The organism is Ensifer sp. Root278 (assembly GCF_001429285.1).
Lineage (GTDB): Bacteria > Pseudomonadota > Alphaproteobacteria > Rhizobiales > Rhizobiaceae > Ensifer.
On the sequence record NZ_LMJJ01000001.1, the window covers coordinates 421069 to 433179 of the forward strand.

Annotated in this window: 12 protein-coding genes; 8 read left to right on the forward strand and 4 right to left on the reverse strand. The window is 63.3% G+C overall.

The window, feature by feature from the left end; all coding sequences use genetic code 11:
- Positions 1-214 precede the first annotated feature (214 nt).
- A complete protein-coding gene (locus ASE60_RS02075; protein ID WP_057248254.1) occupies positions 215-838 on the forward strand; it encodes a FecR family protein in 624 nt (207 codons plus the stop codon).
- 61 nt (positions 839-899) lie between these two features.
- Here ASE60_RS02075 and ASE60_RS02080 read toward each other — a convergent pair whose 3' ends face one another.
- Both ASE60_RS02080 and ASE60_RS02085 read right to left on the reverse strand, forming a co-directional pair.
- Positions 900-2762 carry a CHASE2 domain-containing protein gene (locus ASE60_RS02080; protein ID WP_057248066.1) on the reverse strand — a complete coding sequence of 621 codons (1863 nt, stop codon included), beginning with the start codon at positions 2760-2762 and terminating at the stop codon, positions 900-902.
- 5 nt (positions 2763-2767) lie between these two features.
- Positions 2768-3472 carry a Crp/Fnr family transcriptional regulator gene (locus ASE60_RS02085; protein WP_057248067.1) on the reverse strand — a complete coding sequence of 235 codons (705 nt, stop codon included), beginning with the start codon at positions 3470-3472 and terminating at the stop codon, positions 2768-2770.
- A gap of 261 nt (positions 3473-3733) precedes the next feature.
- Here ASE60_RS02085 and ASE60_RS02090 point away from each other — a divergent pair, with 261 nt between their 5' ends.
- Positions 3734-4156 carry a DoxX family protein gene (locus ASE60_RS02090; RefSeq protein ID WP_057248255.1) on the forward strand — a complete coding sequence of 141 codons (423 nt, stop codon included), beginning with the start codon at positions 3734-3736 and terminating at the stop codon, positions 4154-4156.
- 98 nt (positions 4157-4254) lie between these two features.
- Here the strand turns inward: ASE60_RS02090 and ASE60_RS02095 are convergent, their stop codons facing one another.
- A complete protein-coding gene (locus ASE60_RS02095) occupies positions 4255-4683 on the reverse strand; it encodes an RbsD/FucU family protein (RefSeq protein WP_057248068.1) in 429 nt (142 codons plus the stop codon).
- A complete protein-coding gene (locus tag ASE60_RS02100) occupies positions 4683-5915 on the reverse strand; it encodes an ROK family transcriptional regulator (RefSeq protein ID WP_057248069.1) in 1233 nt (410 codons plus the stop codon). The genes ASE60_RS02095 and ASE60_RS02100 overlap by 1 nt, the downstream gene beginning before the upstream one ends.
- Positions 5916-6313: 398 nt before the next feature.
- Between ASE60_RS02100 and ASE60_RS02105 the strand changes: the two genes are divergently transcribed.
- From ASE60_RS02105 to ASE60_RS02130, 6 genes are all read left to right on the forward strand, one after another.
- Positions 6314-7339 (forward strand): sugar ABC transporter substrate-binding protein, encoded by a 1026-nt coding sequence (locus tag ASE60_RS02105; RefSeq protein ID WP_057248256.1) that lies wholly within the window; start codon positions 6314-6316, stop codon positions 7337-7339.
- 197 nt (positions 7340-7536) lie between these two features.
- Positions 7537-8622, forward strand: coding sequence for an ABC transporter permease (locus ASE60_RS02110; protein WP_057248070.1), 1086 nt, complete (start codon positions 7537-7539; stop codon positions 8620-8622).
- The gene (locus ASE60_RS02115; RefSeq protein WP_057248071.1) at positions 8622-9404 is read left to right on the forward strand and encodes an ATP-binding cassette domain-containing protein; all 783 of its coding nucleotides are present in this window, start codon (positions 8622-8624) and stop codon (positions 9402-9404) included. The genes ASE60_RS02110 and ASE60_RS02115 overlap by 1 nt, the downstream gene beginning before the upstream one ends.
- Positions 9401-10021, forward strand: a complete 621-nt coding sequence (locus ASE60_RS02120; RefSeq protein WP_057248072.1) for a nucleoside triphosphate hydrolase — start codon at positions 9401-9403, stop codon at positions 10019-10021. Before ASE60_RS02115 ends, ASE60_RS02120 begins: the two co-directional genes overlap by 4 nt.
- A 193-nt stretch (positions 10022-10214) precedes the next feature.
- Positions 10215-11252 (forward strand): dihydroorotase, encoded by a 1038-nt coding sequence (pyrC, locus tag ASE60_RS02125; RefSeq protein WP_057248073.1) that lies wholly within the window; start codon positions 10215-10217, stop codon positions 11250-11252.
- A gap of 125 nt (positions 11253-11377) precedes the next feature.
- Positions 11378-12070 (forward strand): orotate phosphoribosyltransferase, encoded by a 693-nt coding sequence (locus ASE60_RS02130; protein ID WP_057248074.1) that lies wholly within the window; start codon positions 11378-11380, stop codon positions 12068-12070.
- Positions 12071-12111: the final 41 nt, after the last annotated feature.

Sequence of the window (12111 nt, forward strand, 5' to 3'; positions counted from 1 at the left end):
GATGCTCTCCCCGTGTCTTCAGGATCAATTTATCGGCGACCGTCACGGAGGGCTGTTACGGCGGGAACAGCCTGGTGGCGAAAGCTCTGGCGAAGTGACGGAGGGACATAGAGAGCCGGGCCCTTGAGCCGGCTTGCATCCGGGAACGCCGGGGCTATCCTCGAAGGTCGCAACGCTCAAACGGGAGAGGGCAATGGAAGATCTGGCAGCGCCAATGCGCAAGATGCTGGTGAGCCGACGCGTTGTCGTCGGCGGCCTGCTGCTGACGGCGGCCGGCGGCGGTGTCGCCACCTCCTGGGCAAGCCCTTCACTTGGCGAGGCAACGGAGGTCCGCGGCGACGTTAGACGGAAGCAGGCGAAAAAGGACGACCCGCTCACGGTCGGTAGCCAGCTCTTCGAGAACGACCGCGTGCGCACGAACGTCGAGAGCTATGCGACCTTGAACCTCGGCACCGATACGCGCGTGCTGCTCGGCGCCGAAACCGAGCTGCTCGTCGACAGCTTCATCGCCGGTCAGGGTGGTACGCTCGAACTCGGAACGGGCCGCATGGTGTTCGATCGGCCCGAGGGCCTGCCCAAGGTCGATGTGGCGGTCCGCACGGCCTTCGGCATGATCGGCGTGCGCGGCACCAAGTTCTTTTGCGGACCGAGCCGGGCCGCATTTGCCGTCTTCGTCGAACATGGGAGCGTTTCGGTCGCGCGTGGCGGCGTGACCCGGATCGTCGCTGCGGGGCAGGGGGTGGAGTTTCATCATCGCGGTGACGCCCCGAGCGAGCCCATCAACTGGGGTGAGCCGCGCATCAGGGAAGCCTATGCCAGCGTCGGGCTAACGCGTTGAGCCGTCGCTACTCCCGACGAAAAGCGCGCTCCGCGCATTGTGTCCCAGGCTTTGCGGCGCTTTACTCCGAAACCGTGAAAAGCTCCATCGTCGAGAAGCCGCGAATTTCGTGGCTGCCGAGCGGGCGAAGCGGCTGCTTGCTTTCCGCCGCTGCAGCAGGCCCGACGCAGATCGATGTGCCTAGGAACTTGTTCGCCTCCTGAAGCCGCGCCGCCAGATTGATCGCGTCGCCATGGGCGGTGTAGTCGAGCTTGCCGCCGGCGCCGACTTCGCCGACCACCGCCGGTCCGGTCTCGACGCCGATCCGGGTCCTGCCGAAGCTGTTGGCGGCAAACTGCGGGCGTCCCCGCATCTCTTCCGTCAATGCATGGATCGCTCTGGCACACGCGATCGCCCTGTCGACGTGTTCCGGCAGGTCCTCGGGCGCGTTGAAAAAGGCGTGCACGGCATCGCCCACCACCTTATCGACCATGCCGCCGTGCTCGGCCACCAGCGCGTTGACCTCCGAAAAGTAGATGTCGAGCAAGGCAATGAGGTCCCGCGGCTTCAGTCTCTGCGACAGGGAGGAAAAGCTCTCGATGTCGGTGAAGAGCGCCGTCACCTGGCGTTCCTCGCCGGCCACGCGTGTAAGCCCGGGATTGTCGATATAGCGGGCGACGACCGATTGCGGCAGGTATTGCGAAAATTTCTGCCGTGCCGCCGCTTCGGATCGCCGCACCCGAGCAAATTGCAGGATGCTCGTCACCGCCAGAACGAGGGCGAGCGCGACCGAAATGCTGATCGCATCGATAAGCCAGCCACTGGTGTCATAGATGATCGCTGCTGCCGCGACGACGGCGCCGACGGCGATAAGGCCAAGGGCCGCGGATATCATTGGCCGAAGGCGCGCGGCCGCGAAGGCGATACCACATCCGGCGACGAGGGCCATGGCGGCCTCGGCGAGCGGAAGCCGGCTGTCACGCTTCGGTATGAAGCCGGTCAGGACCGCGTTGGCGATATCCGCGTGGATCTGCACCGAGGGTTCGAGCGGCATCGAGGCGCTGGGCCGTAAGCCCCCGAGGCTCGGCAGGCTGCTGCCGATGAGCACGAGTTTGCCTGCAAAGCGATCCGCCGCCGCCTTGCCGGACAACACATCGGCGGCGGAAACGGTGCGGGCGGCGAGCCGGTCCGCAGCACTGGCGACGAAGCGCAGGCTGCCGGTTTCATCGAGCGCCATCACCCGTCCGTCGATGCGCAACCAGGCGGGTGCGCCGCCGAGGATCGGCGTGCCGGCGCCGCGCATCAGCCGTGTCGCCTCGATCGCCAGCGTCGGATAGGCGTCGTTGCCGAGGATGGCATAGGCCTGTACCCGCCGGATCCGCGCGTCCTCGTCGCCAACGAGAAACGAAGCGGCGGCCGCCTTCGCCCGGTCCATGAACGCGGCACAGGAGGTTTCGGCGCCGTCGAGGAACCAGAGTTCGGGCGGGGCGAAGGGGCGGCTCAGTGCCAGCGGCGGTACCGGACGCGGCCGCTCCTGGATCGTATCGGCAATCAGAAAGCCGAGCACGACGGGGACACGTCCAAGCGCGGAGGCGAGGGCCGCATTGCCGTCGCCGGTCGTGTTGCAATCGGCGCTGAAGACGAAGTCGACCGCCACGGCCTCGGCGCCGGCCGTCGCAAGCCGCGACAGAAGATCGGCGGTTGCCGTCCTGTCCCATTCGCCTGACGGGCGCGATTGATGGGCCTGGCGGTCGATGTCGACCACAATGATGTCAGGCGACTGCGGCGCGGGAATCCACTGTGTCAGGCTGTCGAAGAACAGCTCGCGCTGCGTTTCTAATACCGGCTCGGCGAAGAGATAGAGGGCGACGGCAACCAGCAAGCTCGTCAGGAACCCGCCGGCAAGCGGAGTGAAACGCAATTGCCGGCGCGGCTCAGCGGCCATGCGCGCTAGTCCTCCTCCGGATCGGCGATGCTTTGCAGGCGGCCGACCTTGCAGGCGATGATGCCCTCGTTTCTTCTGATCGCGCCGCTTTCCTCCAGCCACTGGATGGCGCGGTTGACCTTCGGCCGGCTGGCGCCGAGCACACCGGCGATGTCCGTCTGGCTCATGGTCAGCCTTAGATTGGCGCTTTCCGGCAGCTCGTTGCCGTGGATCTGGCGGAGCGTGGCGAGGAAGAAGCGCGCGACGCGGGCATTGAGATCATAGAGCGCGATGGTCTCGAGTCGCTCGGTCGTGTCGCGCAGTTGGGCGCAGAGGAAGCGGATGACGGCCTCGGCCGCTTCCGGCCGGTTGGTGACGATATCGAGGAACGACTTCTTGCCGATGACATACCCTTCCGACGCTGTCATCGCCGTTGCGTCGGCCGACCGCGTCTGGCCATCGAGCACCGCCATCTCGCCGAAGATCGCGCCGGCTTCGTGCTGGCGCAGCATTAGTTCCCGGCCTTGCGGCGTGATCAGCGACAGCTTGATGCGCCCGGAAATGACGACAATCATGTAATTGCCTTCGTCGCCACGCTGGAAGATTACGGTGCCGGCCGGCCACTTCCTGTAGGTCGCGATGCCGGCAAGCTCGGCAATGGCATTCTTGTCGAATTCTTCAAAGATCGGAAACGAGCGCCAGAAAGTCGGGCTCCTGTTGATTTCGTTCATGACATGCCCCCGCGCGGCGTCCCCTGCCGCGCCGAAATTCTTCGCCCAGCCGCCTCGTCCTTGCAATAGAAAAGAACGATGTGCCGACGATGTAGTTCCGTGTTTGTCTGCGGATAAGTCAGAAAGCGCCAAGCTCGGAGGTTGACGATGCCGGCTGGTCGTTTCATTTTCTTGAACGATCTGTCGCTCTCGGAGCGGCTAGATGAATTTCAAAATGCTGATACTTCTGTTGCCAACAACCGTTTCTCACAGGAGCCTCGCATGCCTCAGAATGTTGTCGTCCTCATCGGACGCGTCCTCCTCTCTATCATGTTCATCATGTCCGGTTTCAGCAAGCTGATGGATCCGTCGGGCACGGCCCAGATGATCACCGGCGCTGGCTGGCCGGCACCGACCGCACTCGCTTACCTTGCCGGCCTCTTCGAACTCGTCGCCGGTCTTGCCGTTCTCGTCGGCTTCCAGACGAAGATTGCCGCCTATCTGCTTGCGGCGTTCAGCCTTATCACCGCTTTCGCCTTCCACAGCGGAGCGATCAACATCCCGAACTTCCCGCCGGAAGCCAACGGCCTGCTGACCGTCTTCAACGGCCTGATGATGATGAAGAATATCGCGATCGCCGGTGGTTTCCTCGTGCTCGCCGTCTTCGGCCCCGGCGCTCTGTCGGTCGACAAGCGCGGCGCCTGAGACCGAACATGCCGCGCGTTGGGATCAACGCACAAGGCATACTCTGGTTTACCGCAGTAACATCAAGCCCGTCGCTCGTTCGGCGGGCTTCTTGCATTTCAGGGATAAATCACGCCCTTGCGCAGAATGACGTTGCCGTAGAGCCTGGGCTCGCTCGTCTGGACGACCGTGTGGGCGGCTCTTACGCGCGGGTAAAAATCCGCTCCGAGCAAGGGCACGACACGGCGGCCGGGCTCGTGCCGGGCGCAGCACGCGACGATCTCCTGATGCACCGGGTCCAGCGCCTCCCTGTCCTGTTTGACGGTGGCGCGGAAGATCGCTTCGGGCACGAAATCGTCGATTGGCAAAACGCTGAGGATGGCGTCGAGCACCGGGATCAGCGGGTGCCCGTCGAGCCGGACGAGACGGCGTGCATGTTCCTGGCCCGGATAGTTGCCGTCGACCAGCGCGATTTCATCGCCGTGCCCCATCGCCCGGAGCGTTGCGAGCAACTCGGGACTGAGGATCGGGTTTAGTCCTTTCAGCATCAGCCGAGCTCCTTGAAGAGGACATTGGTGTCGAGCAGATAGCGGGAGAAGAGCGGCAGGCTGGCGCCGCCGATGGCGCGCGCGTGGCTACCAACCAGGCCTTCCACCAGTTCAGGGATGGTAACGCCCTGGAGGTCGAGCTCGTAGAGCGCCCTGCGGGTGGCGGCGAGCAACCGGGCCCGGACCCAGGGTGGGAAGCCGCCGTCGATGACAACGGCCGAGAAGTCGACGATCGAGACGGCCGACACGACAGCCTGGGCAAGCGCCGCGCCACAGTCGTCGATCCAGATGTCGAGCGGTTCGCCGAAGTCGATCCAGTCGTCAGCCGAGTACCAAAGCGGCCGCGGGTCGATGCCGCGTTCGCGCAGCAGATTTTCGAGCACGAAGACCGAGGCGATCTTGAGGAGCTGGATGGTCCTGCCGTCCTTGCCCGAGACCGGCAGGGGGCCGATGGCGCCAGCCGTTCCGGTACGCCCGGAGAAGAGCGCCGAGTTCAGGACGACGCCGCCGCCGATGAACGAGCCGATATAGAAATAGACGAAGTCCGGGTAGATGGCGCCGACGCCGAAGGCGAGCTCGGCGCCGCAGGCGCTGGTGCCGTCGTTCTGCAGGAAGACCGGATAGGTGGTGCGGGCCGAGATTGCCGCCTGCAGATCGATGTCGCGCCACTTGTTCATTTCTTCCCGCGGCGCGCCCACTTCCTCCGCCCAGTTCCACAGTTCGAAGGGCGTGGCGATGCCGATGCCGGCGATCCGCTTGCGCTGATCGGGGTTGAGTTGCTGTTCGAGCTTCGCCATGCCGGAAATGATGAAATCGACGAGATCGCCGGGCAGCGGATAGGCATGCACATGATGCAGATGCAGCCGGATGGTGCCGACGAAATCCATCAGCACGAGATCGGCGCTGCGCCGGCCGATTTTCACGCCGAAGGAAAAGACCGCGTCCGGATTGAGCCGCATCGGTGTCGATGGTTGTCCAACCTTGCCGCGAACGGGATCGCCCTTGACCAGCAGGCCGTCGCTTTCCAGCGCCCGCATGATCACCGATACGGTCTGCGCCGAAAGGCCGGAACGCCGGGCGATATCGGCTTTGGAGAGGCCGCCGTGACGCCTGACCAGCGACATGACCAGGCGCTCGTTATAGGCGCGCACGCGCGTCTGGTTGGCCCCGCCGCTAGGGTCAATGACCTCAGGTTGCATCGGTCCCCGATCAGGACCGTCTGTCAGTGACATGCCACCGTCTCCTCCCGTTGGCATTAGATCACGATGGTTCAGGGTCGGATCGACCCAAAACCATAGACGTGATCGCTTCTCAAAAGCTGGAGCGGGATCAGGCGGAAAACCGCATGCACTTTTCCTCATTCCGCTCTGGTGCCCGCTTGGCGCAGGTCTGTTGTTTCCGCTTGCTGTGACTCTGTCAATTTGTCTGACGCTCCGCTTCTCGGACGGAGCGTCGTCATCCCAAGAATGCCACATCGAAATAATAATTCAATTTGATTTATTTATTGACACCCCGGAATTTTAATGTTTGTTTTTGTCTCGGAAGCGTCGATTGCAACGGAGGAAAATGTTGCTGTCGCGTGGCCTGGGGGCGGTCCGCCGACCCGATTTTCAATCCTTGGGAGGATTTCATGAAGAAGACTGTTCTTTCCGCTGCTTTCGGCGCGCTGTCCCTTGGCGTCGTTTTCGCCGCGCCGGCACAGGCTGCTGATGTCGGCGCCTGCCTCATTACCAAGACCGACACCAACCCCTTCTTCGTCAAGATGAAGGAGGGTGCTACCGCCAAGGCGCAGGAACTCGGCGTGACGCTGAAGGCCTATGCCGGCAAGATCGACGGCGACCACGACAGCCAGGTGGCTGCAATCGAATCCTGCATCGCCGATGGCGCCAAGGGCATCCTGATCGCCGCCTCCGACACCAAGGCGATCGTCGATCAGGTGAAGAAGGCGCAGGACGCTGGTCTGCTCGTGATCGCGCTCGATACACCGCTCGATCCGCCGACCGCTGCCGACGCGACGTTTGCAACCGACAACCTGCTCGCCGGCAAGCTGATCGGCCAATGGGCCGTCGCCACCATGGGCGAGGGTGCCAAGACCGCCAAGATCGGCTTCCTCGATCTACTTCCGTCGCAGCCGACGGTCGACGTCCTGCGCGACCAGGGCTTCATGATGGGCTTCGGCATCGACACGAAGGATCCGAACAAGATCGGCGACGAAGATGATCCGCGCATCGTCGGCCACGACGTCACCAACGGCAACGAAGAAGGTGGCCGCAAGGCGATGGAAAACCTTCTGCAGAAGGATCCCGACATCAACGTGATCCACACCATCAACGAGCCGGCCGCCGTTGGCGCCTATCAGGCGCTGAAGGCCGTCGGCAAGGAGAAGGACGTGCTGATCGTCTCGGTCGACGGCGGTTGCCCGGGCGTCAAGTCGGTCGCTGAAGGTGTCATCGGCGCCACCTCGCAGCAATATCCGCTGATGATGGCGGCCCTCGGCATCGAGGCGATCAAGAAGTTCGCCGATACCGGTGAAAAGCCGAAGCCGACGGAAGGCAAGGACTTCTTCGACACCGGCGTTTCGCTCGTCACCGACAAGCCGGCTGCCGGCGTCGAGTCGATCGACACCAAGGTCGGCACGGAGAAGTGCTGGGGCTGATCGCCTTTGCTCTTCGAACGCATGAGCCATTAACGGAAGGGCGGCCCCGGCCGCCCTTCGCGTAAGCGCCGATGTCTTTGACACGGCGATGAAAACCGCGCAGCTTCTTAAGAGTGCTTATGCCCGCGTCTTTGTGGGCGGGCTGTGCACGACTGCATCGCAACCCCTTGGGAGCGGGGTTCACGGGAGGAAGGTCCATGGGCGAGCCCAACACAGCCGCACAACCATCCCAGGAATTCGAAAAAGTCCTGGTCAACAGTTCGACGCAGGTCGCGTCGTTCGATACGCATGACAAGACCGCGATCCAGAAGATCCAGCATTTCCTGCATTCGACGCCGGCGGCCGTGCCGTTCATCGTGCTTGTCGCAGCAATTCTGATCTTCGGCATTGCCATCGGCGGGAAGTTCTTCTCGTCCTACACGCTGACCCTCATCCTCCAGCAGATCGCCATCGTCGGTATCCTCGGCGCCGCGCAGACCCTGGTGATCCTGACCGCCGGTATCGATCTTTCGATCGGGGTGATCATGGTGCTTTCGGCGGTCATCATGGGCAACTGCGCCGTGACCTATGGGCTTCCGGCACCGATCGCGATCTTCCTCGGCTTCGTCGTCGGCGGCGCCTGCGGCTTTCTCAACGGCTTCCTCGTCTCCAGGGTCAAGCTTCCGCCGTTCATCGTCACGCTCGGCACCTGGTACGTGATCATGTCGACGAACTTCATCTATTCGGCCAATGCGACGATCCGCGAGGCCGATGTGACGGCCGTCACCCAGATGCTCCACGTCTTCGGTGTCAGCTTCAAGGTGGGCTCCGCTGTGTTCACGCTCGGTGTGGTGATGATGGTCTTGCTGGTCTTCGGCCTCTGGTATGCGCTCAATCACACGGCCTGGGGGCGTCATCTTTACGCTGTCGGCGACGATCCGGAAGCGGCCAAGCTCTCCGGTATCCGCACCAGCCGCGTCCTGCTCAGCGCCTATACACTGGCCGGGCTGATCGCCGCACTCGCCGCCTGGGTCTCGATCGGCCGCAATGGTTCGATCTCGCCGTCGGCAGCCGTCACCGACTACAATCTGCAGGCCATCACAGCAGCCGTGATCGGCGGCATCTCGCTCTTCGGCGGACGTGGGTCGATCCTTGGAACCCTGATCGGCGCGATGATCGTCGGCGTCGTCTCCATGGGCCTCAACATGCTGGGCGCTGACCCGCAATGGAAGGTCTTCCTCACCGGCGTGCTGATCATCACCGCCGTCGCCATCGACCAGTGGATCAGAAAGGTAGCTGCCTGATGACACAGGAACCCATTCTCACAGCCCGCGGCCTCGTCAAGCGCTACGGTCGCGTGACCGCCCTCGACTATGCCGACTTCGACCTCTATCCCGGCGAGATCCTCGCCGTGATCGGCGACAACGGTGCCGGCAAGTCCTCGATGATCAAGGCGATATCGGGCGCCGTCACGCCCGATGAGGGTGAGATCATGCTCGAGGGCCAGCCAGTCCACTTCCGCTCGCCGATGGATGCACGCTCGGCCGGCATCGAGACGGTCTACCAGAACCTGGCGCTGTCGCCGGCGCTGTCGATCGCCGACAACATGTTTCTCGGCCGCGAGATTCGCAAGCCGGGCATCATGGGCAAGCTCTTCCGCACGCTCGACCGTGGGGAGATGGAGAAGCGGGCACGGGCAAAGCTGTCCGAGCTCGGTCTGATGACCATCCAGAACATCAACCAGGCGGTGGAAACGCTTTCGGGCGGCCAGCGCCAGGGTGTGGCCGTGGCGCGCGCCGCAGCCTTCGGCTCCAAGGTGGTGATCATGGACGAGCCGACGGCAGCACTTGGTGTCAAGGAAAGCCGGCGGGTGCTGGAGCTGATCCTCGACGTGCGTTCCCGCGGTCTGCCGATCGTGCTGATCTCGCACAACATGCCGCATGTGTTCGAGGTGGCTGACAGAATCCATGTCCATCGTCTCGGCAAACGGCTATGCGTCATCAATCCGAAGGAGCACACGATGTCGGATGCTGTCGCCTTCATGACCGGGGCGAAGGAGCCGCCGCGCGAAGCGCTCGCGGCATGAACGTCGAGCCGATCGCCAACGAAATCCTGAAACGGGCGGCTGGTGCTGCCCGTTTCGTCGTCGCCATTGCCGGCCCTCCGGGTGCCGGCAAGTCGACGCTGTCGGACGCGCTCGCCGAGGCCCTGGTCGCCCGCGGCGAAAAGGCGGCGGTGCTGCCAATGGACGGCTTCCACATGGACAATGCCGTCCTGGAAGAAAAGGGCCTGCTCCCTCGCAAGGGCGCGCCGGAAACGTTTGACGTTAGGGCGTTCCTGTCGACGGTTCAGGCGGTCCGCGCCAATGACGGCGAGGTGCTTGTTCCGGTTTTCGACCGGTCGCGGGAATTGGCGATCGCCTCGGCCCGGATCGTTGCGCCCGAAACACGCATGGTTCTCGTGGAGGGCAACTATCTGCTTCTCGACGAGGCCCCCTGGAACAAGCTCGCGGGTGCCTTCGATTTCTCCATCTTTATCAACCCGGGGATCGAGGAGCTGGAGCGGCGTCTTTTGAAACGCTGGTACGATCACGGTTACGAGGAGGAGGCGGCGAAGCGGAAAGCCCACGGCAACGACATCCCCAACGCGCATCGCGTCGTCGAGCACCAGCGACGCGCAGATCTCGTGCTTGCGGATTTCTGATCGATGGTCGGATTGCGGATTGTGTTTCCTGGCGCATTGGTGTTATCGAGACGCGGTTCCACCACATGAGTAACCGCCCGCCACCCGCACCTGCCGGCTGCAAAGCCGCGCGCGCGGATCGGGCGCGAGCAGAGCGGGATGAGTGTAAGCGGTTTCCGCCTGCATTCCGTTCTGAGCTAGGAGAACGCTGACCATGCAAGACCTCGTTATCCGCCGGCCGGATGATTGGCACCTTCACCTGCGCGACGGCGACATGCTGAAAGGCGTTATCGCCGATACCAGCCGCCATTTCGCCCGCGCGATCATCATGCCCAACCTGGTGCCGCCGGTCGTGACGACCGCCGACGCCAGCGCCTATCGCGAGCGCATCCTCGCCGCGCTTCCCGCGGGCGACCGGTTCGAGCCGCTGATGACGCTCTATCTCACCGCAGGCACCAATCCTGACGACGTCGAGGCCGGCCACAGGAGCGGCCTCGTCAAGGCGGTCAAGCTTTACCCGGCGGGCGCGACGACCAATTCGCACAGCGGCGTGCGCAACATCGATGAAGCGATGCCGGTGCTGGAGCGCATGGCGAAGGTCGGCCTGCCGCTCTGCGTCCATGGCGAGGTCACGAGCTCGGATGTCGACATCTTCGACCGCGAAGCCGTGTTCATCGAGACCGTGCTCGATCCGTTGCGCAAGCGGCTGCCGGAACTGAAGGTGACGATGGAACACGTCACCACCAAGGACGGCATCGATTACATCAAGGCGTCGAAGGCAAACCTTGCCGGCTCGATCACCACCCATCACCTGATCATCAACCGCAATGCGATCCTGGTCGGCGGGATCAAGCCGCACTACTACTGCCTGCCGGTCGCCAAGCGTGAGAACCACCGTCTGGCGCTGCGCGCGGCCGCCGTCTCCGGCGACAAGCGCTTCTTCCTCGGCACCGACTCCGCCCCCCATGTCGATCCGCTGAAGGAATGCGCCTGCGGCTGCGCCGGCATCTACACCTCGATCAACACCATGAGCTGCCTGGCGCATGTGTTCGAGGAGGAGGGTGCACTCGACAAGCTCGAAGCCTTCGCCTCGCTGAACGGCCCCACCTGGTACGGTCTGCCGGTCAACGAGGAAACGATCACGCTGCGCAAGCAGGCTGAAGCGGTCACCTATCCCAAGAAGATCGAGACCGGCGCCGGTCTGGTCACCGTTTTCGATCCGATGTTCCCGCTGCACTGGGCCGTCGTCTGATCACTGCATAATTCCTTGGATCGGATGGATCCAAGGACAAAATTATGCAGCAGTTAAAAATGTTACAGCGACCTTTGCGCGTCTGAACAGACGCGCGGCGCTGTAGAGTTTTGAAGGAGAGTTTGATGTTTTCCAACGCGTTCACCGACAAGGCCGTTATGGCTGAGCTGGTCGCCAAGATGCTCTGGGAGATCAAGGCTGTACACTTCCGTGCCGATGAGCCCTACAAGCTGTCGTCCGGCATGGCGAGCCCCGTCTATATCGACTGCCGCAAGCTGATTTCCTACCCGCGCATCCGTTCGGCTGTGATGGATTTTGCCGCAGCCACGATCCTGCGTCAGGCCGGTTTCGAGAAATTCGACGTGGTTGCCGGCGGCGAAACGGCCGGCATTCCCTTCGCGGCCATGCTCGCCGAGCGCCTGGGCCTGCCGATGATCTATGTCCGCAAGGCGCCGAAGGGCCACGGCCGCAACGCCCAGATCGAAGGGCACATGCCGGAAGGCGCACGCGTGCTCGTTATCGAGGACCTGACGACGGCCGGCGGTTCGATGTTCAAGTTCATCGACGCCATTCGTGCGGCCGGCGGCATCGTCGACCACGGCATTGCGCTCTTCTACTACGACATCTTCCCGGAAGCGGTCGGCGAGATGAAGGGCAAGGGCGTCGATCTGCACTGGATCGCGACCTGGCGCAACGTCCTTGCGGTTGCCCGCGAGCAGGCGCTGTTCGACGAGAAGACGCTGAGCGAAGTCGAAGCCTTCCTCAACGCGCCGCTCGCCTGGTCCGGCCGCAACGGCGGCGTGAGCGCCCTGGCCTAACGATTGAAGAGGCCCCGGCTATGCCGGGGCCTCGCAACTCC